Source organism: Burkholderia sp. KL41 (genome assembly GCF_057005415.2).
The window spans coordinates 179405-202099 of the sequence record NZ_CM174447.1 but is presented as its reverse complement, the minus strand read 5'-3'; the positions used below and the strand labels follow the sequence as shown (position 1 = coordinate 202099).

General features: G+C 67.6%; 19 protein-coding genes. 6 read left to right on the top strand and 13 right to left on the bottom strand.

Features of this window, described 5'->3' with window-relative positions:
• Nucleotides 1-14: 14 nt before the first annotated feature.
• The 3 genes from acnD to prpB all read right to left on the bottom strand — a co-directional run bounded on the left by acnD (nucleotide 15) and on the right by prpB (nucleotide 4873).
• On the bottom strand, nucleotides 15-2609 hold the full coding sequence (gene acnD / locus PQB87_RS18545) for a Fe/S-dependent 2-methylisocitrate dehydratase AcnD (protein WP_060067894.1): 2595 nt from the start codon (nucleotides 2607-2609) through the stop codon (nucleotides 15-17).
• An 82-nt stretch (nucleotides 2610-2691) separates the two neighbouring features.
• On the bottom strand, nucleotides 2692-3864 hold the full coding sequence (gene prpC / locus PQB87_RS18540) for a bifunctional 2-methylcitrate synthase/citrate synthase (RefSeq protein WP_031400290.1): 1173 nt from the start codon (nucleotides 3862-3864) through the stop codon (nucleotides 2692-2694).
• A gap of 115 nt (nucleotides 3865-3979) precedes the next feature.
• Nucleotides 3980-4873, bottom strand: a complete 894-nt coding sequence (gene prpB, locus PQB87_RS18535; protein ID WP_489243459.1) for a methylisocitrate lyase — start codon at nucleotides 4871-4873, stop codon at nucleotides 3980-3982.
• Between the two features lie 170 nt (nucleotides 4874-5043).
• Between prpB and prpR the strand changes: the two genes are divergently transcribed.
• Nucleotides 5044-7026, top strand: a complete 1983-nt coding sequence (gene prpR, locus PQB87_RS18530) for a propionate catabolism operon regulatory protein PrpR (protein ID WP_060067896.1) — start codon at nucleotides 5044-5046, stop codon at nucleotides 7024-7026.
• A gap of 47 nt (nucleotides 7027-7073) precedes the next feature.
• Here prpR and PQB87_RS18525 read toward each other — a convergent pair whose 3' ends face one another.
• Complete coding sequence (locus tag PQB87_RS18525) at nucleotides 7074-7715, bottom strand: CGNR zinc finger domain-containing protein (protein WP_301862990.1); 642 nt, start codon at nucleotides 7713-7715, stop codon at nucleotides 7074-7076.
• A 253-nt stretch (nucleotides 7716-7968) separates the two neighbouring features.
• On the opposite strand from PQB87_RS18525, the gene PQB87_RS18520 reads away from it, so the two are divergent.
• Nucleotides 7969-8352: a VOC family protein gene (locus tag PQB87_RS18520; RefSeq protein ID WP_021159659.1), complete on the top strand. Its 384-nt coding sequence runs from the start codon at nucleotides 7969-7971 to the stop codon at nucleotides 8350-8352.
• 189 nt (nucleotides 8353-8541) lie between these two features.
• Here PQB87_RS18520 and PQB87_RS18515 read toward each other — a convergent pair whose 3' ends face one another.
• Nucleotides 8542-9390, bottom strand: a complete 849-nt coding sequence (locus PQB87_RS18515) for an ureidoglycolate lyase (protein WP_489243458.1) — start codon at nucleotides 9388-9390, stop codon at nucleotides 8542-8544.
• A gap of 665 nt (nucleotides 9391-10055) precedes the next feature.
• Here PQB87_RS18515 and PQB87_RS18510 point away from each other — a divergent pair.
• Nucleotides 10056-10877 (top strand): IclR family transcriptional regulator, encoded by an 822-nt coding sequence (locus PQB87_RS18510; protein WP_048023825.1) that lies wholly within the window; start codon nucleotides 10056-10058, stop codon nucleotides 10875-10877.
• A gap of 194 nt (nucleotides 10878-11071) precedes the next feature.
• Nucleotides 11072-11623, top strand: coding sequence for a hypothetical protein (locus PQB87_RS18505; protein WP_059688049.1), 552 nt, complete (start codon nucleotides 11072-11074; stop codon nucleotides 11621-11623).
• A 658-nt stretch (nucleotides 11624-12281) separates the two neighbouring features.
• On the opposite strand, the gene PQB87_RS18500 is transcribed toward PQB87_RS18505, so the two are convergent.
• The 5 genes from PQB87_RS18500 to PQB87_RS18480 all read right to left on the bottom strand — a co-directional run bounded on the left by PQB87_RS18500 (nucleotide 12282) and on the right by PQB87_RS18480 (nucleotide 18040).
• The gene (locus tag PQB87_RS18500; RefSeq protein ID WP_489243457.1) at nucleotides 12282-14639 is read right to left on the bottom strand and encodes a bifunctional acetate--CoA ligase family protein/GNAT family N-acetyltransferase; all 2358 of its coding nucleotides are present in this window, start codon (nucleotides 14637-14639) and stop codon (nucleotides 12282-12284) included.
• 603 nt (nucleotides 14640-15242) lie between these two features.
• Complete coding sequence (locus tag PQB87_RS18495) at nucleotides 15243-15542, bottom strand: H-NS histone family protein (protein ID WP_027790329.1); 300 nt, start codon at nucleotides 15540-15542, stop codon at nucleotides 15243-15245.
• A 103-nt stretch (nucleotides 15543-15645) separates the two neighbouring features.
• Nucleotides 15646-15918 carry a hypothetical protein gene (locus PQB87_RS18490; protein ID WP_048023821.1) on the bottom strand — a complete coding sequence of 91 codons (273 nt, stop codon included), beginning with the start codon at nucleotides 15916-15918 and terminating at the stop codon, nucleotides 15646-15648.
• 61 nt (nucleotides 15919-15979) lie between these two features.
• A complete protein-coding gene (locus tag PQB87_RS18485; RefSeq protein WP_021159648.1) occupies nucleotides 15980-16507 on the bottom strand; it encodes a BON domain-containing protein in 528 nt (175 codons plus the stop codon).
• A 54-nt stretch (nucleotides 16508-16561) separates the two neighbouring features.
• Entirely contained in the window at nucleotides 16562-18040 is a 1479-nt protein-coding gene (locus PQB87_RS18480; protein WP_059688051.1) for a sigma-54 interaction domain-containing protein, read from the bottom strand.
• A 326-nt stretch (nucleotides 18041-18366) separates the two neighbouring features.
• On the opposite strand from PQB87_RS18480, the gene PQB87_RS18475 reads away from it, so the two are divergent.
• Complete coding sequence (locus PQB87_RS18475; protein WP_021159644.1) at nucleotides 18367-19770, top strand: GntP family permease; 1404 nt, start codon at nucleotides 18367-18369, stop codon at nucleotides 19768-19770.
• Nucleotides 19771-20025: 255 nt separating this feature from the next.
• The gene (locus PQB87_RS18470) at nucleotides 20026-20289 is read left to right on the top strand and encodes a DUF4148 domain-containing protein (RefSeq protein WP_489243456.1); all 264 of its coding nucleotides are present in this window, start codon (nucleotides 20026-20028) and stop codon (nucleotides 20287-20289) included.
• A 77-nt stretch (nucleotides 20290-20366) separates the two neighbouring features.
• Here PQB87_RS18470 and PQB87_RS18465 read toward each other — a convergent pair whose 3' ends face one another.
• From PQB87_RS18465 to PQB87_RS18455, 3 genes are all read right to left on the bottom strand, one after another.
• Nucleotides 20367-20732, bottom strand: a complete 366-nt coding sequence (locus PQB87_RS18465; RefSeq protein WP_059688156.1) for a 5-carboxymethyl-2-hydroxymuconate Delta-isomerase — start codon at nucleotides 20730-20732, stop codon at nucleotides 20367-20369.
• A 73-nt stretch (nucleotides 20733-20805) separates the two neighbouring features.
• Nucleotides 20806-22404 (bottom strand): thioredoxin family protein, encoded by a 1599-nt coding sequence (locus PQB87_RS18460; RefSeq protein ID WP_060083836.1) that lies wholly within the window; start codon nucleotides 22402-22404, stop codon nucleotides 20806-20808.
• On the bottom strand, nucleotides 22401-22685 hold the full coding sequence (locus tag PQB87_RS18455; RefSeq protein WP_489243455.1) for a hypothetical protein: 285 nt from the start codon (nucleotides 22683-22685) through the stop codon (nucleotides 22401-22403). Before PQB87_RS18455 ends, PQB87_RS18460 begins: the two co-directional genes overlap by 4 nt.
• Nucleotides 22686-22695 lie beyond the last annotated feature (10 nt).

Genomic DNA, 22695 nt, shown 5'->3' with positions numbered 1-22695 from the left:
TCTCCGTAGGCCCGTCAGGCCGCCTGCGACGATTCGAGGAAGTCCTGCGCGAAACGCTGCAGCACGCCGCCCGCTTCGTAGATCGACACTTCCTCGGCCGTATCGAGCCGGCACGTCATCGGCACCTCGACGCGCTCGCCGTTCTTGCGGTGAATCACGAGCGTCAGGTCGGCACGCGGCGTGCGCTCGCCGATCACGTCGAAGGTTTCGGTGCCGTCGATGCCGAGCGTCGTCCGGTTCGTGCCGGGCTTGAACTCGAGCGGCAGCACGCCCATCCCGATCAGGTTCGTGCGGTGGATCCGCTCGAAGCCCTCGGCGGCGATCGCCTCGACGCCCGCGAGCCGCACGCCCTTCGCGGCCCAGTCGCGCGACGAGCCCTGGCCGTAATCGGCGCCGGCCACGACGATCAGCGGCTGCTTGCGATTCATGTACGTCTCGATCGCTTCCCACATCCGCATGACCTTGCCTTCCGGCTCGACGCGCGCGAGCGAGCCCTTCTTCACCGCGCCGTCGACCACCGCCATCTCGTTGATCAGCGTCGGGTTCGCGAAGGTCGCGCGCTGCGCGGTCAGGTGGTCTCCCCGGTGCGTCGCGTACGAGTTGAAGTCTTCTTCCGGCAGGCCCATCTTCGCGAGGTATTCGCCAGCCGCGCTGTCCAGCAGGATCGCGTTCGACGGCGACAGGTGATCGGTCGTGATGTTGTCGCCGAGCACCGCGAGCGGGCGCATGCCCTGCAGCGTGCGTTCGCCGGCCAGCGCGCCTTCCCAGTACGGCGGACGGCGGATGTACGTGCTCTGCGCGCGCCAGTCGTACAGCGGCGCCGCGCGCTCGCCCGCATCGGCGCTGCGCGCGAACATCGGCTCGTAGACCTTGCGGAACTGCTCGGGCTTCACGCTCGACGCGACGATCGCGTCGATCTCCTCGTCGGTCGGCCAGATGTCCTTCAGCGTGACCGGCTTGCCGTCCGGATCGTGGCCGAGCACGTCCTTCTCGATGTCGAAGCGGATCGTGCCGGCGATCGCATACGCGACGACGAGCGGCGGCGACGCGAGGAACGCCTGCTTCGCATACGGGTGGATGCGGCCGTCGAAGTTGCGGTTGCCGGACAGCACGGCCGTCGCGTACAGGTCGCGATCGACGATTTCCTGCTGGATCTTCGGGTCGAGCGCGCCCGACATCCCGTTGCAGGTCGTGCATGCGAACGCGACGATGCCGAAGCCGAGCTTCTCGAGTTCGGGCAGCAGGTTCGCTTCTTCCAGGTACAGCTCGACCGCCTTCGAGCCCGGCGCGAGCGAACTCTTGACCCACGGCTTGCGCGTGAGGCCGCGCGCATTCGCGTTGCGCGCGAGCAGCGCCGCGGCGATCACGTTGCGCGGGTTGCTGGTGTTCGTGCAGCTCGTGATCGCGGCGATGATCACCGCGCCGTCGGGCATCTCGCCCGCCTTCTCTTCCCACTGGCCGGCGATCCCGCGCGCGGCGAGGTCGGACGTCGGCAGCCGCTTGTGCGGGTTCGACGGGCCGGCCATGTTGCGCACCACGCTCGACAGGTCGAACGTCAGCGTGCGCTCGTACTGCGCATCGTTCAGCGTATCGGCCCACAGGCCCGCCGCCTTCGCGTAGGTCTCGACGAGCTTCACCTGCTCGTCGCTGCGGCCGGTGAGGCGCAGGTAGTCGGTCGTCTGGCCGTCGATGAAGAACATCGCGGCCGTCGCGCCGTATTCGGGCGCCATGTTCGAGATCGTCGCGCGATCGCCGAGCGTGAGGCTCGCCGCGCCTTCGCCACGGAATTCCAGATACGCGCCGACCACCTTTTCCTTGCGCAGGAACTCGGTCAGCGCGAGCACGATGTCGGTCGCGGTGATGCCGGGCTGGCGCTTGCCGGTCAGCTCGACGCCGACGATGTCGGGCAACCGCATCCACGACGCGCGGCCCAGCATCACGTTCTCCGCTTCGAGCCCGCCGACGCCGATCGCGATCACGCCGAGCGCGTCGACGTGCGGCGTGTGGCTGTCGGTGCCGACGCAGGTGTCCGGGTACGCGACGCCGTCCTGCGCCTGGATCACCGGCGACATCTTCTCGAGGTTGATCTGGTGCATGATGCCGTTGCCCGGCGGGATCACGTCGACGTTCTCGAACGCCTTCTTCGTCCACTCGATGAAGTGGAAGCGATCCTCGTTGCGGCGATCCTCGATCGCGCGGTTCTTCGCGAACGCGTCCGGATCGAAGCCGCCGCACTCGACGGCGAGCGAGTGGTCGACGATCAGCTGCACGGGCACGACCGGGTTCACCTTCGCCGGGTCGCCGCCGCCATCGGCGATCGCGTCGCGCAGGCCCGCGAGGTCGACGAGCGCCGTCTGCCCGAGGATGTCGTGGCACACGACCCGCGCCGGGAACCACGGGAAGTCGCGTTCGCGCTTGCGCTCGATGATCTGCTTCAGCGAATCGGCGAGGATCGCCGGATCGCAGCGGCGCACGAGGTTTTCGGCGAGCACGCGCGACGTGTACGGCAGCGTGTCGTAGGCGCCGGGCGCGATCGCGTCGACCGCGGCGCGCGCGTCGAAATAATCCAGCGACGTGCCGGGCAGGGGTTTGCGGTTGGCGGTATTCATGATGTGGGGCGGAATTCGGGGTAAGACGTTCCGCGCGCGCCGGCGGCCCGCATCACGGGCGCCGGCGCGCGCGGCGGGCGTTTCAGCGCTTCTCGATCGGCACGAACTGCAGGTCTTCCGGACCGGTGTAGTTCGCGCTCGGGCGGATGATCTTGTTGTCGATGCGCTGCTCGATGATGTGCGCGCTCCAGCCCGACGTGCGCGAGATCACGAACAGCGGCGTGAACATCGCGGTCGGCACGCCCATCATGTGATACGACACCGCGCTGAACCAGTCGAGGTTCGGGAACATCTTCTTCGCTTCCCACATCACCGATTCGAGGCGCTCGGCGATGTTGTACAGCTTCAGGTCGCCCGCTTCCTTCGACAGCTTGTGCGCGACGCCCTTGATCACCTTGTTGCGCGGATCGGAGATCGTGTAGACCGGGTGGCCGAAGCCGATCACGACTTCCTTGTTCTCGACGCGGCGGCGGATATCGGCTTCGGCGTCGTCCGGCGAGCTGTAGCGGCTCTGGATTTCATACGCGACTTCGTTCGCGCCGCCGTGCTTCGGCCCGCGCAGCGCGCCGATCGCGCCGGTGATCGCCGAGTAGATGTCCGAGCCCGTGCCCGCGATCACGCGGCCGGTGAACGTCGACGCGTTGAATTCGTGCTCCGCGTACAGGATCAGCGACGTGTGCATCGCCTCGACCCACGACTTCGACGGCGTCTTGCCGTGCAGCAGGTGCAGGAAGTGGCCGCCGATCGAGTCGTCGTCGGTTTCCGTCTCGATGCGCTTGCCGTTGTGCGAGAAGTGATACCAGTACAGCAGCATCGAACCGAGCGATGCCATCAGGCGGTCGGCGATGTCGCGCGCGCCCGGCAGGTTGTGGTCGTCCTTCTCCGGCAGCACGGTGCCGAGCACCGACACGCCCGTGCGCATCACGTCCATCGGGTGCGCGGACGCCGGGATCTGCTCGAGCGCGGCCTTCAGCGCGTTCGGCAGGCCGCGCAGCGCGCGCAGCTTGGTCTTGTACGCAGCCAGTTCGGTCAGGTTCGGCAGCGTGCCGTGAACGAGCAGGTGCGCGATTTCCTCGAATTCGCACGACTCGGCGACGTCGAGAATGTCGTAGCCGCGATAGTGCAGGTCGTTGCCGGTCTTGCCGACCGTGCACAGCGCCGTGTTGCCGGCCGTCACGCCCGACAGCGCCACCGACTTCTTCGGCTTGAATGCGCCTGCGGCGGCCGGTGCTGCTGCGTCTTTCGTCTCGCTCATCTTTCCGTTCTCCAATATGTATCGGGGGTGTCATGTCCGCCGGGCGCGGCATGGGTGCGCGCGGCCCGGTTTCATGCAAGGCGTTCCGGGAATCGTGCCCGGCGCGCGGGCCGCGTTACTTCTTGCCCTGCGCGAACAGCTCGTCGAGCTTGCGCTCGTATTCGTGATAACCGAGGAAGTCGTACAGTTCGGCGCGCGTCTGCATCGTCGGCACGGCCGCCTTCTGCGTGCCGTCGCGGCGCAGCGTCTCGTAGAAGTTCAGCGCGGCCTTGTTCATCGCGCGATACGCGCCGCAGCAGTACAGCGCGATGTCGACGTTCGCCTCGCGCAGCTCGTCGAGCGTGAACAGCGGCGTCGAGCCGAACTCGGTCAGGTTCGCGAGGATCGGCACCTTCACGGCCGCCTTGAAGCGGCGATAGTCGTCGAGCGTCTTCATCGCTTCCGGGAAGATCATGTCCGCGCCGGCCTCGACATAGGCCACCGCGCGCTCGATCGCCGAGTCGATCCCTTCGGCGGCGGCCGCGTCGGTGCGCGCCATGATCACGAATTGATCGTCGGTACGCGCATCGACCGCGGCCTTCACGCGATCGACCATTTCCTCGGTCGGCACGACTTCCTTGCCCGGACGGTGGCCGCAGCGCTTCTGGCCGACCTGGTCTTCCAGGTGCACGGCCGCGACGCCGGCCTTGATGAACGAGCGCACCGTGCGCACGATGTTGAACGCGCCGCCCCAGCCCGTATCGATGTCGACCAGCAGCGGCAGGTCGGTCGCGTTGGTGATCCGGTTCGCGTCGATCAGCACGTCTTCCATCGTGCTGATGCCGAGGTCGGGGATCCCGAGCGAGTTCGCGGCGACGCCGCCACCCGACAGGTACACGGCCTTGAAGCCGACGGCCTGCGCCATCTTGGCCGCGTACGCGGTGATCGCGCCGACCACCTGCAGCGGCTGCTCGGCCGCGACTGCCGCGCGGAACTTCGCGCCGGCGCTCTGAAGATGCGTGTTGCTCATGAACGGCCTCCTGATGGAATGCCTGATAACAGCAAGGACCGGGCCAGCTCGCGGAATGTCGCTAACCCTCTGATTCTTAAGCAACCGGCACGGGCGATGCCGCACCCGGCGATTTCAATTCAGCAATTTCGTGTTTCAAAAATGAAATCGCGCGCGCATAATCGACCGTCATGGACCTCTCCTCGACCAAGCCCGTCGGCCCGGCGGATCGCGCGGCCCGCCCGCGCATCTGGGCGATGGGCATCAGCCGCCTGCGCGAACTCTTTCGCGAGATCGCCGGCGAATTCGACGAACGCGCCGACGTGCGCATCGTGACGCGCGCCTATGAGGATGCGCTCAGCGCGATCGCCGAGGCCGGCACCGCGCGGCCCGACGTGATCGTCGCGGCCGGCTCGAACGGCGGCTTCCTGAAGACGCGTGCGCAGGTGCCCGTGGTGGTCGTGTCGCCGACCGGCTTCGACGTGATGCAGGCGCTCGCGCGCGCCCGGCGCGACGCGTCGCGGATCGCGCTCGTCAGCGCCGGCGAAACGCCGCCCGAAGTGCGCCGCTTCGTCGCCGCATACGGCCTCGACGTGCAGTTTGCGTCATATCAGTCCGCGCAGGAAGCGGAAGCCTGCGTGCACGAGCTGCGCGACCGCGGCATCGAGACGATCGTCGGCCCCGGCCTCGTCACCGATCTCGCGGCCAGCGCCGGCATGGGCGCGGTGTTCCTGTATTCGCACGCGTCGGTGCGCAAGGCCGTCGATACGGCGCTCGAAGTCGCATACGCGACGCATGCCGAGGCGTTCCGCCGCCAGCGGCTCGACAACCTGCTCCAGCACCTGCGCGACGGCGTGGTCGCGCTCGACGCGCGCGGCCGCGTGGAGGCGATCAACGAGCGGCTCGCGTCGGCGCTCGGGGTCGAACCCGCGGCGGCCGTCGGCCGCGCGCTCGTCGACCTGCGGCCCGAGTTGCGCACGCTGCGCGGCGAGGACGGCGACGCGCTCGCGACCGTGCGCGGCGTGCGCTACGTCGTGCATCGCGGGCCGCTCGTCGATCGCGGCGTCACGTCGGGCAGCGTGCTGACGTTCCAGGAATCGCGCGCGGTCGAACGGCTCGACCGCGCGCTGCGTTCGCAGCCCACCACGCAGCAGTTCGCGGCGCGCTACGCGCTCGACGACGTGGTCGGCGCATCGGCGCCGATGGCGCGCGTGCGCGATCTCGTGCGCCGCTACGCGAAATCCGACGCGACCGTGCTCGTGCTCGGCGAAAGCGGCACCGGCAAGGAAATGATCGCGCAGAGCCTGCACGCGCTGTCCGCGCGGCGCAGCTACCCGTTCGTCGCGGTCAATTGCGGCGCGTTTCCGGAAGCGCTGCTCGAAAGCGAGCTGTTCGGCTATGAGGAAGGCGCGTTCACCGGTGCGCGGCGCGGCGGCAAGACCGGCCTGTTCGAAGCCGCACACCGCGGCACGCTGTTTCTCGACGAGATCGGCGAGATGCCGCCGTCGCTGCAGAGCCGGCTGCTGCGCGTGCTGCAGGAGCGCGAGGTGATCCGCCTCGGCTCGACCGAGCCGATCCGCATCGACGTGCGCGTGATCGCCGCGACGCACCGTCCGCTGCTCGCCGCCGTCGAGGCCGGCACCTTCCGCGCGGATCTCTATTACCGGCTCAACATCCTGAACGTCGGCCTGCCGCCGCTGCGCGAGCGCGCGGCCGACATCCCGGCGCTCGCGGCCACGCTGCTCGTGCAGGCCGCACGACGCGAACCGCGGCTCGCCGAGCGCCTGCGCGACGCCGACGATGCCGCGCGCGTGCTCGGCGCGACGCAGGCCGTGCTCGCGCGCTACCGGTGGCCCGGCAACGTGCGCGAACTGCAGAACGTGATCGAGCGGATCGCGGTGGAGCTGGCCGAGGAAGCCGACGAAAACGACCCGGCCGCCGCCTGCGGCACGCTCGATCCCGACGCGCTGCAGGCGATCGCGCCCGAGCTGTTCGCGGCCGCGCCCGACGCGGCCGACGCCGACGATGCGCAGACGCTGCACGCACGCCGCCGCCGCGCGGAAGCCGACGAGATCCGCGCGGTACTCGACGCGTGCGGCGGCGACCGCGATCGCGCATGCGCGATGCTCGGCATCAGCAAGACGACGCTGTGGCGGAAGTTGTCGGCGAAATAGGCAGGCCGGATGCGGCACGCCGGCGCGCGCCTGCCTGACGAGGAACGTCAGTCGACCTTGTGATAGTGGCGGTACGCCTTCGCGCGATTGCCGCACGACGACATCGAACACCAGCGGCGGCTGCCGTTCTTGCTGTCGTCGATGAACAGCCACTGGCAGGCGTCGTTCGCGCAACGCTTGACCTTCGCGAGCCGCGCACCGCCGAGCAGGTCGATCGCCGACCACAGTACCGGGCTCAGCAGTGCCTCGGGCGTGGCGCCCGCGCCGCCGATCCGCCACGCATAGGCGCCGTCGATGCGCGCCAGCGCGACGCGCGGCGCCGCTTCCGCCAGGAAGCCGCCGAGCAGCGCCAGATCGTCGGCGTGCGGCTCGCGCTGCTCGGCCTGCGCATGAAACAGCCGATACAGCGCCTCGCGCAGTGCGAGCGCGCGCGCGAGCATCGCCGGCTCGTCATCCTTGTCCCGCACTCGACACGCGTCGGCCAGGCCGGCCGGTACGCCCGCCTGCTCGCGGCACCACGTCAACAGGTCGTCCAGCGTCCCGAAAGTCTCCGTCGGCGTGTCGGCGCCGCGCCAGTACAGCGTATTCGCGAAATCGATGCTCAGCGTTTCCGGCGGCGCCGGAATCAGGCAGTCCGTCGTGACGGAAGGTTGCGTTTTGCTCATGACGCGATCGTATCTAACCAGCATGCCGGTTGACAAGCATCCGGACGCTTTCTAACATAACCGGCATGGTGGTTAAAAAACGGTTGGCTGCACTGCGCCCTTTCAGTTCAAGGAGACACAGATGATCGATCGCCTTTTTTTCAGCGTTATCCACAACGACCGCAGCCGGGTGTTCGACGACAGCACACTCGGTGCGCTCCGCTACAAGCGGCTGGCATGGTGCTTGTAGGCAGGTTTGCCGTACTGACGTCCCCTCTTCAGTTCAAGGAGCCCACAGATGATCGATCACCTTTCCTTCGGCGTCGCCCACATCGGCCGCAGCCGCACGTTCTACGACAGCACGCTCGGCGCGCTCGGCTACAAGCGGCTGTATAGCGACGACGGCTCGATCGGGTACGGCGAGACCGAGCCGGTGCTGTGGCTGCAGCATGCGGCTCGCCCCATCGCCGCCGACCCCGACTCCGGGCTGCACCTGTCGTTCAAGGCCGCGTCGCCCGTCGAGGTCGACGCGTTCTACCGCGCCGCGCTCGAGCACGGCGGCCAGGACAACGGCGGGCCCGGCAAGCGCGAGCACTACGGCCCCGGCTATTACGCGGCGTTCGTCGTCGATCCCGACGGATATCGGCTCGAAGCCCATTGCGAGCTGGACAACGTCGTCTGATCCGGTTCGTACCGACGCGGGTGAACGACAAGGGCCCGATTCCGCATCACGCGGAATCGGGCCCTTGTCCTTGTTTTTGCTGCATCGAGGTTCGGTCGCGACGCTCGCCGCAGGCAAGCACGCCGACGCCGGGCGGCGCGACCGGCTCGCGGCTGATTGCCCCGCGATCCGCCCGCACCGGGCATGCGCTTACTGCGCGTTGCGCGTGCTCTGCAACTGCTCGCCGAGCCCGTCGATCCCGAGGCGTACCTTCTGGCCGGCCTTCAGGAACACCGGCGACGGCTTGATGCCCATCCCGACGCCCGGCGGCGTGCCCGTCGTGATCACGTCGCCCGGCTGCAACGTCATGCAGCTCGACAGATAGGCGATCAGCTGCGCGACGGTGAACACCATCGTGCGCGTGTTGCCGTTCTGATAGCGGTGGCCGTCGACCTCGAGCCACAGGTCGAGACGCTGCGGATCGGGCACCTCGTCACGCGTGACGAGCCACGGACCGATCGGGCCGAACGTGTCGAAGCCCTTGCCCTTGTCCCACTGGCCGCCGCGCTCGATCTGCCATTCGCGCTCCGACACGTCGTTGACGACGCAGTAGCCCGCGACGTAATCGAGCGCGCGCGCTTCGTCGACGTCCTTGCAGGTCGCGCCGATCACGACGCCCAGCTCGACTTCCCAGTCCGTCTTGACCGAACCCTTCGGGATGTCGATGCCGTCGTTCGGGCCGCAGATCGAGCTCGTCCACTTGCCGAACACGACGGGCTCCTTCGGCACCGGCATGCCGGCTTCGGCCGCGTGATCGGCATAGTTCAGGCCGATGCCGATGAACTTGCCGACATGGCCGACGCACGCGCCGATGCGCGGCTCGCCCGACACGAGCGGCAGCGTGGCCGGATCGATTACACGCAGACGCGCGAGACCCGCGTCGGACAGCACATCGCCGGACAGATCCGGCACATGCGCCGACAGGTCGCGAATCCGGCCGTCCGCGTCGAGAATACCGGGCTTTTCCTGGCCGGACGGGCCATAGCGAAGCAGTTTCATCGTGCTCAACCTCTGTTGTCGAATGGGACAGGATACCGGCCGACGCCGCCCTTCGCGGCCGCGTGCCGGACTGATTGTCGATCGTCGATTGCGCGCGTCGGCGCCGCATCCGGCATGCCGTTCGACGCGCGAGGGTCGCGCGGGCGCAGCGATCGTGGCGCCACACGGAAGTATGGCGCGCATCGAACGGGCGGCCGCCGGTCTGCGCATCGGCGACGACGGCCCGGCACCCGCGACATGGCCCGGCCCGTACCGGCCGGCGTCACGCGCGGCCGCACCGTCGCTGGCCCGCCAGTCTTTGTACCATCGGCCGCGCACGATGAAATGACACGCGACGGATACCGACTATTGGTGCGCCCGCGGGCGCTGCGGCGCAGCATCGCGGGCGGCGGCGCAGCCCGATTTCCTTTCGAATACCTTGAACCGGTGCCACCTGTCATGAATACCGGGTATTCGGAGCTTCCCTGTCATCCTGAAAACGAATTGATCCGTTCTTGTCAGGTAACGATCGGTAAAAAGACGCTGCATTGCACACTAAATGTTTGTTGTTAAGCTCGGACGGATGGCGTGCGTCGCCACACGCGAGCCCGACACAGGCCAAGTGCAGAATCGGTCAGCGTGCGTCGCCAATCGATCGACAGTCATCCCCCAACCTCACACCGACAATGCAAACAACCAACGACCTGCTTCCCGGCTGCGACGCACGGGAATCGATGGGCGCAATCGACCGTTATCGCGCACCCGCGCTCGACAAGGGTCTCGACATCCTCGAACTCCTGTCGGAGCAGAAAGAAGGCCTCACCCGCACCGAAATCACGAAGGAGCTCGGCCGCAATGCGAGCGAGATCTACCGGATGCTCGAACGCCTCGTCGCGCGCCGCTACGTGATGCGCTCGACCGGCGGCGACCGCTATACGCTCAGCCTCAAGCTGTTCTCGCTCGCGCACCGGCATCCGCCGATGAGCCGGCTGATCGCCGAGGCGCTGCCGCCGATGCAGCGCTTCGCCGATTCCTCCGAACAATCGTGCCACCTGTCCGTCTACGATCGCGGCAACCTGCTCGTGATCGCGCAAGTCGACGGGCCCGGCCCGTGGGGTGTATCGGTCCGGCTCGGCTCGCGCATCGGGCTCGCCGATACCGCATCGGGGCGGGTCATGCTGTCGTTCCAGGGCGCCGAGCAGCGCGCGCACATGCTCGCGGAGCACCGCAAGGTCAAGGGCGAAGCGCCGCTGAACGAGCAGGAACTCGCGTACGCGTGCCAGTCCATCCGGCAGGCCGGCTACCTGCGCCAGGACAGCCGCCAGGCGTACGGCGTGACCGACCTGACCGCGCCGATCCTCGGGCCGTCCGGCCATGCGATCGCGGTGCTGACCTGCCCGTACATGCGCCGGATCGATGCGCACATGGCGCCGTCGGTCGACGCGGTCGTCGAAGGGTTGCGCGAAACGGCCGCCCATCTGTCGATGTGCCGCACCGAAACCTGCTGACACAGCTGTCCCTGCCGACACGCAGGCTCGTCGGAACGCACCGGGGACGGCGCGATTGCGCCGATCCCGGTCGCCCGCGATCACGCCGGTGCGAGGCGCGACGCACGGTGCCATATCGTGCGTCCACGGCGCTACGCTAAAATAGCGGCCCTCTCAAAAACTACGGCGGCCGGTTGTCGCGGCCGTCGTGTCCGATGGATGTCATGGCCAAACTTCTGAACGATCAAGAATTCCAGCGTTTCTCCGAACTTCAGCAGAAGCAGGCAAGCTTCACGATCACGCCCGAGGAGGCGGACGAACTGCGCGATATCGTCGCGCGCGCGCAGAAGAAGCGCGACGATCGTGCCGCCGCGATGCAGGCGATCGAGAACTACATCGAGCAGTTCGACATCACGCCCGACGAGCTCTTCTCGCCCGAGCAGATCGGCGACGCGGCCCGCACCTACGGGCTCATCACGGCGACCAAGAAGGAACGCACGCTGCCGCCGTCGATCACGTTCAACGGCAAGCCGTACCAGTGGACCAAGACGCTTCCGGACGACGTGCGCGGCGCGCTGTTCGAAGCATTCACGTCCGGCGAATCGGTCAAGCGCTTCATCGCGATGCCGAAGGACATCGCGCGCTGCGCACTGACGATCGCCCGCCTCGAGCGCGAAACCGGCGCCGTCTATGCCGATCCGCACCTCGAGGAACTCGCGATTTCGCGTGACCAGGTGAACGACGCGGCGGCGAAACTCGCTGCCTGAATGTAAGCGCGGGCACGGTTCATGCGTGCCCGCGCCCTGCATGACGCCGACCTTGGCCGGCGTTGCGCTTGCGCTAGCCGTGCGTCCGGACACTCCCGAAAAGTCTCACCTTGGCGTCCCGCAAGCGCTCACCCACCCCTCCCGAAAAAGCTCACCAAGGCTCCCGGAAACTCTCACCGAAGCCTCCCGGATGTGCTCACCGGCACGTCCCGCAGCCCCTCACCGATGCGCCCCGGAAAGGCTCACCGACACCTCCCGCAGGTACTCACCGGCCACTCCCGGGAAGGCTCACCGAATGCTCCCGTATCGGCTCACCTCGACCATCCCGGAGAAGCTCACCGGCGGCTCCCGAAAAATCTCACCTTTTGGGCAGGCTCGAATTTTCGAGGCTGAAATACGGCGGCAAATACGTGTGGGTACCTCGCGGAAAACTGCGCTGCGGGACCGATATCGCGGTAAACGAAACGCGTCTCGCGATACCTGCCGTATGCGCGTCGTTGTTTCCATCGCGAACAGGCAGCGACACGTTCGCCGTCGTTTCGCTCACAAGACCGGTTCGAATGCCCGGCATTCGTGACCGGAAACATCCGCAACGTGCCGGGAAGCCGGGGGCATCGACGGCTTATGGCGTCCGTACGCGCCGAGCCACCGACGGACGCTACGGCTGCAGCTTCATCCTGAAGCCGACGACACCGGGCTCCTCCGTCGTCGACACGGCGAAACCGCACGACTTCGCAAGCGCGATCATCGCCGAGTTCTCGCGCAGCGCCTCGCCGATCATCCATGCGGTTCCGCGCGAACGCGCGTAGTCGATGATCCGGTTCATCATCAGCCGGCCAAGCCCCTTGCCCTTCTGGTCGGGTCGTACCGCGATCGCGAACTCCGCCGTCTCGTTGTCGGGATCGGCCACCGCGCGCGCCACCGCGAGCGTGTAGTCGCGCCCGGACACGTCGGTGAACGACACGATGAAGGCCATCTCACGGTCGTAATCGATCTGAGTCATGCGCGCCACCTGCGAATGATCGAAGCTGCGCACCGCACCGAAGAATCGCATCCGCAGATCGTCCGGTGTCATCGCACCGAGCAGCTCGTTGTGTGCGGCCTCGTCTTCCGGACGGATCGGGCGGATCGTCACCGTCTCGCCGCGCCACTCGAGCGTCTGTTCGAGGTGGCGCGGATACGGCATGATCGCGAGCCGGCTGCGGCCCGTGGCCAGCGTGATACGCGGTGCGATCACTTGCGCACGGTCGGACAGCACGCGCAGCGTGACCGACATCGCAACGACTTCACGCACGTCGCAGACGACCTGCGACAGCGCCGTCAATGCGTCGAGCGTCGGCTCGACGGGTGTGCTGCGTGCATACGGCGAGCGTTCCATCACCGCGCGGGCGAGCACCGTGTTCAGCGGCGGCAGGCCATAGACGACGAACGGCGCCGATACGCCGTCCGCGGGCGGCACGGCATAACGAAACACCGGGCCGAAGTTCGCATCGTCGTACATGTCGACCGTGACATCGACGACTTTCGTGCCGGCCGGCTCGGCGGCCTGCTCGCCCTGCAGGCCGAAACGGGACAACCAGCCCAGCGCGGCTTCGCCGGTCAGCTCATGCTCGCCGGCTTCGACCATCCGGCGCGCGTCGGCCTGTGCGGATGCAACGCACTCGGCCGGCTGCAGCGGCGTGCCCTCGGGCGTTTGCATCAGCAGTTGCCGCCCGAGGTTGTAGTCGACGAGACGCGCATACGCGCGTGCGAGCCGCTGCGGCGTGGTGTGCACGGGAATGCCGTTCGCATGCAATGCATCGCGCGTCGCCGCGTCGACCGCGCCGAAGAAACACGCGAGGATGCCGCGATGCGCGTGCTGCCGCGCCTCGATCAGCGTGTGCGCAACCGCATCGGCCGGCGCGCTGTGGGAAGTCGAATGGACGACGAACAGCGTGCCCGTTTGCGGGAACGGCGCGAGCGCCTTGACCGCCGCGGCAAAATGCTCGGGCCGCGCATCGTCGCCCAGCGTCAGCGGATTGCCGGGCGACGCGAGATGCGGCAGCGCGGCCGAGACGGCCGACGTGGCGGCGGGCGGCCAGTCGGCCAGTACGTCGCGCACTTCGGACACCGCGTCGACCGCGAGTTTCGCGACCCCCGCATCGCTCGTCACGAGCGTGGCCGCACCGCGCGCCGTGACGCGGCCGACGCCGAGCGTCTCGATCTCGTCGAGCAGATCGTCGAGCGCATCGACCCGCACCATCCCCGCGCGCTGGAACGCCGCCGTATAGAGCGCGTCGCCGGGATCGGCGCGCCCGGTGCGCAATGCGAGCACCGGCTTGTTGCGCGCGGCCGCGCGGGCGGCAGACATGAACTTGCGCGCCGCGCGCACGGTATCGAGTTCGAGCAGGATCGCGCGCGTGCCGGGGTCGCTCGCGAGATAGTCGAGCACGTCGCCCGCATCGACGTCGGACTCGCCGCCGAGCGCGACGACATGCGAAAACCCGAGGCCCCGTGCGTCGGCCCAGCCGAGCACCGCGTTCGTCAGCGCATTCGATTGCGACACCCACGCGACACCGCCCGATCGCGCCGTATAGGCCGGCGCGCCGAAATGGGCATGCCGTGCGGGCGACAGCACGCCGAGGCTGCCCGGCCCGACGATACGGAGCACGAACGGCTTCGCCGCCTTCAGTGTGCGATCGAGCGCGGCGCGATCGGCATCCGTGCGCGCCTCGCCGACGATCACCGCCACGCGCGTGCCGAGCTCGCCGAGCTTGCGCACGATGCCGGCCCAGGTCGCGGGCGGCGTGCAGATCACGGCAACCGACGGCGGTGCGGGCAACCGGTCGACATCGGCAACGACCGCATGCCCGTGCAGGTCACGATACTTCGGATTGACGGGCCACACGGGCCCCTGGAACGCGCCGTCGAGCACGCGCGACCACACCATCGCGCCGATACTGCCCGCGCGCGACGACGCGCCGACGACCGCAACGGACTTGGGCTGGAACAACGCATCGAGATGGCGAACGGTCACATCGGCTCCCTGCGGTAACGAAAGACGACCCGATCGGCATGCGGCACGGACAGGCCGTACACCGATCGACGCGAACCCCAAGCATAGGCGAAGCGCATGCGGCTGCCTATATGCCGGACGGCCGACTATTCGACAGACGTCAACGCACGCACCATGGGCCTGTGACACGAGCACGAACGCCGTCGCCGCACGCCGGGCGTCCACATTCGCTCGACGCAGGCGGCGTTCGCATTCGGCGCGGCGCTGTGTCCGCTTCGTCAAAGGTGAGGATTTACAGGAGCTATGGTGAGTAAATTCGGGAATTGCACGGCGCGACGCGCAAACACGCGAAAGGTGATCGGAATTCGCGGCGCGCGTGCACCGCGAGAATGGCGCGAGCCAATGCGGATATGCGGTGAAATTGCGGCGCTGTTTACCGAAAATCGCCGCGATATGCAGCCGAATCGCAGCGAATTCGCAAAACGGGATCCGTTAATTGCGCGGCATCGCAGTTCAATACGCCGTCGGGAATCGCGCCGGGAATGCACAAAAACAAAACGGTGCGACGGCCGCATGGCCGTTCGCACCGTCGGTCGGCACGCGAAAGGTGAGAATTTTCGGGAGTCAGTCCTTGATCAGGAAACGCGCGCGATTCTTGCCGAGCCACGTCGGCGACCGTCCGCGGCCACTCCACGTTTCACCCGTCTTCGGGTTCAGGTACTTCGGCGGCGACGTACGCTTCGGCTTCGCGGCGGCAGCCGCCGCCCCTGCCGCACGGAACCCGAGCTCTTCCGGAGTAATGTCGTATTCCTCGATTTTCGCGCGGATATCGGCAATCGCATCGGCAATCGCCTTTTCGCGTTCCTTGTCGATCTTTTGCTGAAGCCGTTCGAGCTGCGCGGTCAGTTGCCTGTAGGTCGCCATATGGATGGGACTCCGTGAGTGTTATTCGTGAAAAATAGGTGACTCTCAGCAAACAGAAAAGCGCTTCGCCCGATCGTGGTCTCCTCAGCCGGTTATCTCGAGGTCAATAACCGCTCTTCTTCTTGCACGCGAAGAGAAGATTTCGCGTGGCGTCATCGCTCGATTGCTGAAGCACTTCGAAATCCCCGTTGCAGATCGCCCGGGCATTGTCCGTGCAATTGCTCCAGTCGCTGCCGGTGCATTGCACCTGGGTAGTCGGACGCCCGTCCGAAGTGAACAGCGGCGCGCTGCCGCCACACCCGCCGAGCCCGGCAACCAGACCCAGCACAACGGCCGCCCGAGGCCACCGACAGACCGACGCAAGCATGTGTTTCATTGTTCTTCCCGTCAACCTTTTTTTGAATGTCGCGAGTATGCCATGCGCGGCCCTTTCTCCGTCAGTCCGGCGTGCGCCCGGGTTGCCCGCGCGCCTTGTACGGCAAGCGCTTGCGCGGATCGTCGGTGATGCGAACGAACACCTGCTCGACGTCCGGAATCGCCTCGAGCTCACGTTGCAATGCCTGCCGGTCGAACGCCGTATCGGCACATCCTTCGACGTAGATGAAACGCCGCTGCACCGTGATCCACAGGCTCGTGCCATGCAGTCGATCGGAGCCGGCGAAGTGTGCCTTCACGGCGTCGGCGATCGGTGCGTCATACATGTAGGAGTTCGGCTTCGTGCAGCGGTGCGCGAGCCAGCACGTGGTGCCGCGTTCGGCACGGTAATGCGCGTCGTCCGTCATCTCGGCCCGGGTCATCCACGGGCCGAGTGGCAACGGGCATTCGGCTACGTCCCGCGACAGCGCGATGAACGGATCGTTGTACCAGTTGCGCCGTGCCTCGGGGGCGTCGGCGTCGCCGGACTGCGCGAGCGCGGCGCTCGCCAGCAACAGCGTCAGCCATCCTGCGATGCCGATCCGTTTCATCGTGATCTCCTGTTCGATGCCGCACGTCCGGCCGCATCGGCCTTGCCGATCGGCCTACCGGTCGATGCCCAGCGCCGCCAGCTTCTTGTACAGCGTCGCGCGGCCGATCCCGATGCGCGCGGCCGCTTCCACCACCTTGCCGTCGCAAGCCGCGAGCGCATCGGTCAGGAACTGGCGCTCCCACGCCGCCAATGCATCGGCATACGACGCTGCCGGCGCAGCCCGCACTTCGCCCGTGCGCCGCTCGACCGTCGACACGGCCACCGGCTGCGCCGGTACTGCACCGTCCGTCGATACGCGCACCGGCCCAAGGAACGGCGCGAGCGCACGCGCATCGATCACCGACCGGTCCGACAGCATCAGCGCGCGCTCGAGCGTATTGCGCAACTCGCGCACGTTGCCCGGCCACGGATACGCACACAGCATCCGCAGCGCATCGTCGGTCAGCTCGCAATGGGCCGCGCGCCCGTGTTGCGCGGCCAGTTCCTCGAGGGTTGCGTAGACGAGCGCCGCGATGTCGGAGGCGCGCTCGCGCAGCGGCGGCGCGTGGATCGTCAGCACGTTCAGACGGTAATAGAGATCCGCGCGAAAACGCCCGGCCGCGACCAGCGCCGGCAGGTCGGCGCTCGTGGCCGCGATGATCCGGACGTCCGCGCGCACGATCCGGTTCGAGCCGACCGGCTCGAACTCCTTGTCCTGCAGCACGCGCAGCAGCTTGCCCTGCAGCGGCAGCGGCATGTCGCCGATCTCATCGAGAAACAGCGTCCCGCGATCGGCCAGCTCGAACTTGCCGACGCGCCCCTTGCGGTCGGCGCCCGTGTAAGCACCGGGCGCCGCGCCGAAGAATTCGGTTTCGAGCAGCGTGTCGGGAATCGCGGCAACGTTGACGGTCACGAGCGGCTGGAGTGCACGCGCCGATGCCGCGTGGATCGCATGCGCGAGCAGTTCCTTGCCGGTGCCCGTCTCGCCGAGCAGCAGCACCGGCGAATCGACCTGCGCGGCGCGGCGCGCCTGGCGCTTGGTTTCGAGACTCGCCGCACTCGTGCCGACGAAACTCGCGAACGTGTATTTCGCGCGGCGCGCCTGCGCGAGCGAACGCTGCGTCGCGATCAGTTGCTGCTGAAGCTGGGCGTAGCGGGAAAAGATCGGCGTGAGCGTCTTCAACTGGTCGAACAGCGCGAAGCCGATCGCGCCGACCGTCTCGCCGGCCTCGTTCTTCAGCGGCAGGCGCGTGACGACGAGCGGCTCGCGGCCCGTCTCCATGATGTCGAGCAAAATCGGCTGCCCGGTCGACACGACCTCGCGCATCAGGCTGTTCGGGATCACGGCCTCGCAGTCGAGGCCGACGGCCTGTTGCGGATCGGCGAAACCGAAGCGCGCCGCATATCGCTCGTTCATCCACACGACGCGTGCATCGCGATCGACGACCACCGTGCCCGCGCTCGAATCCTCGAAGGTCCGGAACAGCGACTCGGCGGCGCGCCGCAGCACGTCGCCGTAGTTGACGGGCAGGCGGGCCCAGTCGTTCATCATCGTGTCTTCGTCTCCGTGTATCGTCGACCGGCTGTCTCCGGAACGAGACGGATTATCTCACTCCGGAGACACGCTGCAATACGTTGTCGGGTAAAGCCCTGCACGATGTCGAGGCTTGGCCGGATAGCCAAAACGTCTCCGGATGGAGACGTTTTATGTAGAATCGTCAGACAACGACCGACGCGGGCCCGCCGGTCCCCGGCGGACCCATGTCCGGCGGCGCTATCCGGCCGATGGCACGAAACCTGCACGAACCTGAGCTGGTCCGCGGCGCATCGCGCGATCGAACAACAACCAAAGCCATTCCAAGCTTTTAGGAGACTCCCTTGTCTTTCGTGATCGTCCTCGCCGCGCTGGCGTTCCTGATGTTCGCCGCGTATCGCGGCTACAGCGTGATCCTGTTCGCGCCGATCGCCGCGCTCGGCGCGGTGCTCCTGACCGAACCCGCCGCCGTCGCACCGGTCTTCTCCGGCATCTTCATGGAGAAGATGGTCGGATTCGTCAAACTGTATTTCCCGGTGTTCATGCTCGGCGCGGTGTTCGGCAAGGTGATCGAACTCTCCGGGTTCTCCGAGTCGATCGTCCACGCGGCGATCCGCTACATCGGCCGCTCACGCGCGAATGCGGTGATCGTCGCGGTGTGCGCACTGCTCACCTATGGCGGTGTGTCGCTGTTCGTCGTGGTGTTCGCGGTCTATCCGTTCGCGGCCGAACTCTATCGCCAGAGCAACATCCCGAAACGGCTGATGCCCGGTGCGATCGCGCTCGGCGCGTTCTCGTTCACGATGGATTCGCTGCCCGGCACGCCGCAGATCCAGAACATCATCCCGACCACGTTCTTCAAGACGACCGCCTGGGCCGCGCCCGCGCTCGGCACGATCGGCTCGCTGTTCATCATCGTCGTCGGCCTCACGTATCTCGAATGGCGCCGCCGTTCGGCGATGGCAAAGGGTGAAGGCTACGGCACGTCGCTCGTCAACGAACCGGAGCGCGTCGAGGCGAAGTCGCTGCCGAATCCCGCGCTCGCGATCCTGCCGCTGATCCTCGTCGGCGTGTCGAACTTCGCATTCACGAAGCTGATTCCGCAGTGGTACGGCGCCGCGTCGTACACGGTCGCGCCGGAAGTGCTGCCCGGCGTGCACGCGCCGGTCACGACGTCGATCAAGACCGTCGTCGCGATCTGGTCGGTCGAGGCTGCGCTGCTGCTCGGCATCGTGCTGGTCGTGCTGACCGCGTTCAAACGCGTCAGCGGGCGCTTCGCAGACGGCTCGAAGGCCGCCGTCGCCGGTGCGCTGCTCGCCGCGATGAACACCGCGTCGGAGTACGGCTTCGGCGGCGTGATCGCGGCGCTGCCGGGCTTCCTCGTCGTCAGCGATGCCCTGAAGAGCATCCCGAACCCGCTCGTCAACGCGGCCGTGTCGGTCAGCTCGCTCGCCGGCATCACGGGCTCGGCGTCGGGCGGCATGAGCATCGCGCTCGCCGCGATGTCGGACCTGTTCATCAAGGGCGCGCAGGCCGCCAATATCCCGCTGGACGTGCTGCACCGGGTCGTCGCGATGGCGAGCGGCGGCATGGACACGTTGCCGCACAACGGCGCGGTGATCACGCTGCTCGCGGTCACGGGCCTCACGCACCGCGAGTCGTATCGCGACATCTTCGCGGTCACGATCATCAAGACGCTCGCGGTGTTCTTCGTGATCGCCGTGTACTACACGACGGGTCTCGTGTAATACCCCCGCACGCGGCGGCCCGTCTCCGGGCCGCTGCCCGCCGGCCGCCGGCCACGTCGCTGCGGCCGGCTTCTCCCCGCTCCTCCCCTTTTTGCCGGGCACCGTCCAGGTGCGTGCGCCGGCCGCTCATTGTTGTCTTCAGGAGAACACTACGTTGGGCGCAGCGGCATTTTTCACACGTCAGGCGAGGCCTACACTGCTTTCGACGGTCACCGTATGTGATCGGCGCCGTCGAAAACCTGGAGGTATCCGCTCATGAACCCGCTGCTCCGCACACTCGCCCTCGCGGCCGCATTCGCCGCTCCCGTCGCCGCGCAGGCGCAAGCCACCCCGCCGCTCACGCGCGCCGAAGTGCATTCCGAAGTGGTTGCACTGAGAAAAGCCGGCTTCCAGCCGAGCGACTGGTTCTACCCTGCCAGCATCCAGGCCGCCGAAGCGAAGATCGCCCGGCAGCAAGGTGCGCCGCGGGCCGCGGGCGCCGGCTACGGCAATCGCGGCGCGTCCGCCACGGGCCAATAGTCCGGTTTCAACCCAGCGGGCTGCGCTCGCGTCAGCGCCACGTTCCCGGCGCGTGCAGCGCGCACCGGGCTGCACGGTCAGCGCGGCTCGATGCCCGCTTTCGCGTAGGACCCGCGCTCCAGTTCCAGTATTTCCGCGGACAGTTGCAGGTGCATGCCGGGCGGCGCGACGACGTGCCGCTTCAGTTCCGCCAGCACCCGCTCCGAGAATTCCCGCTTGACGTCAGTCGGCCGGCCGCTCAGCACCGCGAGCTTCGCGTGGACGAACGCGCGCGGCGCCGGCGACGTGCCGACCGCAAATGTATCGAGCCGCAGCGCGCGGCTCTTGATATCGCGCTCGTCGAAATGGCCGGACGCGGCAAGCGCGGCATTGAGCGCGCGCAGTGTCGCGCCGGCGTCGAACCCGTCGAGGTTCGCGGAATATTCGAGCGTCAGGTGGGGCATGGGATCGGTGGCCTCGTCGGTATCGGGAAATGCGCCGGCCGGCATCCCGAAAGCCCACGCAGTGCCGCCGGATCTATGCCTTGACCGGCTGGATCAGGCGCTCGCAGGCGCTTGCCTGCGGATCGCCGGCGGGCAGTTTCCCACAGATGCCGTCGAACTGCTTCGCGATCGACCTGACCGATGCGTCGTGTGCGCCGCTGCCACGCCAGCGGTTCAACTGCGTGACGACCTTGGTCAACGCGCGCAGGTTCGCGCCGTAGAACGCGTCCCGCGTCTTGTCGGCCTGCGCGAGCACGCTCGCGGCGATCCCTTCGATGCGCGCCGAATCGTCCGGCGCCAGTTCTACCGCATTCGCGAAATAGGTCGCGCCCCAGCGCAGCTTCGTCGCCGGCCCGCTCGCCGCATCGTATGCCTTGCGGTACCAGTCGAGCGCCGCGGCCTTGTCGCCGCGCGCCTTCGCATTCGCGGCCAGCCCGGACATGAAGTAGTACGGCGTGGACGAGCGCGGCAACTCGGCCTTCAGCAATGCATCCGACTCGTCGTACAGCCCCGCGTCGGTCAGCGTGTCCGCGCCTTCGCTGACGAGTGCCTGCCGCTCGTATGCGTTCGCGGCGCCCTGCACCGACGCCAGGATCTGTTTGCGCGCCGTGTCGGCCAGCGCCGGCACGGCGAGCGGTGCGCCCTTGCGTGCATCGCCGCGCGCGAGCAGCACGCGGCCGTGCAGCGCCATCAGCCGGTCGATCGACGACAGCGTGGTGTCGGTCGACAGGCGCGCAAGCGCCGTGTCGTATGCGCCGCGCAATTTCGCGCGCTGCGCGTCGCCGCCACCGAGATACGCGACCACACGCGCGGGCGCGGCGACCAGCACGTCCGAATCGGCCCGCGACAAGGCGGGGTCCTGCAGCACCGTGCGCAGCGAATCGGCCAGCGCCGTCTTGTCCAGCGCGCCGGCCTGCGCCGGATCGTCGGACGCGGCGACCACGGCCGACTTCAGCGCGAAGCGCGCCGATTCGGCCTTCGCGCCGGCCGCCCGCGCGCGTTGCGCGAGCGACTGCAGCGTCTCGGCCACGCGATCGGCCGGCACCGGCAGCGCGCCGTCGGTATCCCACGAATAGTCGGCCAGCAGGCGCCATTCGTCCGGCGTCAGCGACGCACCGTTCTTCAGCGCGGTCGCGAGCGTCTGCCGCACCGGATGCGCGGCCGTCATCCCGAGCGACAGCGCCTGCATGTAGCGGTCGAGATCGGCTTCGCCCGGCAGCCGCGTCACTTCGGTGCCGTCGGGACGGAACAGGATCATCGTCGGGTAGCCGTGCACCTTGAAGCGCTCGCCGAGCTTCTGCGCGCTTTCGGTATCGCCGTCGAGATACACGGGCACGAAGAACGACGAGCGGGTCTTGAATGCCTGCTGGCTGAAGATCGTCGATTTCACCTGGTTGCACGACGGGCACCACACCGCGCCCCAGTAGAGCAGCAGCGGCTTGCCGGTGCGCTTCGCCAACGCGAAAGCGGCGTCGACGTCGCCGTGCTGCCACGCGATGCCGGGCGGCAGGTGCGCGCCGTCGGGCGATGCGCTCGCGACCGGGGTGCCCGTGGGCGCGGCGGCGGCAAACGCCGCACCCGCGGCGGCAGCGAGCAGGCAGGCGGCAGTCAGATTCCGGAGAGCGGTTTTCATCGAAGCGGGTCCGTTGAAAAAGAAGGTTGCGGGAAGGCGTGGCGCGCCAGGCGACGACGGGAAGCGACGACCTGAAGCGACGCCCATGCAGCGAGATTCATGAAGCGATGAAGCGCACCGGCGTGCGGCGTGGCGCAAGCCGGCGTGCGCCGACGCAAGCCGCGCGCATCGATGCGGCAACCGTCAACGCCGCGCGAAGCGGCCGGCAAATCCTTCAACGATACGATCCGCGCAGCCGGCGGGAAACGAACGAATTCTTGAATGAATATGACGCGCGGCATCGTCGCCGCG

Excerpts from the sequence above, each read along its gene's own strand:
- acnD (WP_060067894.1), bottom strand. The coding sequence starts at position 2,609 with ATGAATACCGCCAACCGCAAACCCCTGCCCGGCACGTCGCTGGATTAT.
- PQB87_RS18470 (WP_489243456.1), top strand. The coding sequence starts at position 20,026 with ATGAACCCGCTGCTCCGCACACTCGCCCTCGCGGCCGCATTCGCCGCT.
- prpB (WP_489243459.1), bottom strand. The coding sequence starts at position 4,873 with ATGAGCAACACGCATCTTCAGAGCGCCGGCGCGAAGTTCCGCGCGGCA.
- PQB87_RS18485 (WP_021159648.1), bottom strand. The coding sequence starts at position 16,507 with ATGAAACGGATCGGCATCGCAGGATGGCTGACGCTGTTGCTGGCGAGC.
- PQB87_RS18465 (WP_059688156.1), bottom strand. The coding sequence starts at position 20,732 with ATGCCCCACCTGACGCTCGAATATTCCGCGAACCTCGACGGGTTCGAC.
- PQB87_RS18480 (WP_059688051.1), bottom strand. The coding sequence starts at position 18,040 with ATGATGAACGACTGGGCCCGCCTGCCCGTCAACTACGGCGACGTGCTG.
- PQB87_RS18525 (WP_301862990.1), bottom strand. The coding sequence starts at position 7,715 with ATGCTGGTTAGATACGATCGCGTCATGAGCAAAACGCAACCTTCCGTC.
- PQB87_RS18520 (WP_021159659.1), top strand. The coding sequence starts at position 7,969 with ATGATCGATCACCTTTCCTTCGGCGTCGCCCACATCGGCCGCAGCCGC.
- prpC (WP_031400290.1), bottom strand. The coding sequence starts at position 3,864 with ATGAGCGAGACGAAAGACGCAGCAGCACCGGCCGCCGCAGGCGCATTC.
- PQB87_RS18460 (WP_060083836.1), bottom strand. The coding sequence starts at position 22,404 with ATGAAAACCGCTCTCCGGAATCTGACTGCCGCCTGCCTGCTCGCTGCC.
- PQB87_RS18510 (WP_048023825.1), top strand. The coding sequence starts at position 10,056 with ATGCAAACAACCAACGACCTGCTTCCCGGCTGCGACGCACGGGAATCG.
- PQB87_RS18505 (WP_059688049.1), top strand. The coding sequence starts at position 11,072 with ATGGATGTCATGGCCAAACTTCTGAACGATCAAGAATTCCAGCGTTTC.
- PQB87_RS18490 (WP_048023821.1), bottom strand. The coding sequence starts at position 15,918 with ATGAAACACATGCTTGCGTCGGTCTGTCGGTGGCCTCGGGCGGCCGTT.
- PQB87_RS18515 (WP_489243458.1), bottom strand. The coding sequence starts at position 9,390 with ATGAAACTGCTTCGCTATGGCCCGTCCGGCCAGGAAAAGCCCGGTATT.
- prpR (WP_060067896.1), top strand. The coding sequence starts at position 5,044 with ATGGACCTCTCCTCGACCAAGCCCGTCGGCCCGGCGGATCGCGCGGCC.
- PQB87_RS18455 (WP_489243455.1), bottom strand. The coding sequence starts at position 22,685 with ATGCCGCGCGTCATATTCATTCAAGAATTCGTTCGTTTCCCGCCGGCT.
- PQB87_RS18495 (WP_027790329.1), bottom strand. The coding sequence starts at position 15,542 with ATGGCGACCTACAGGCAACTGACCGCGCAGCTCGAACGGCTTCAGCAA.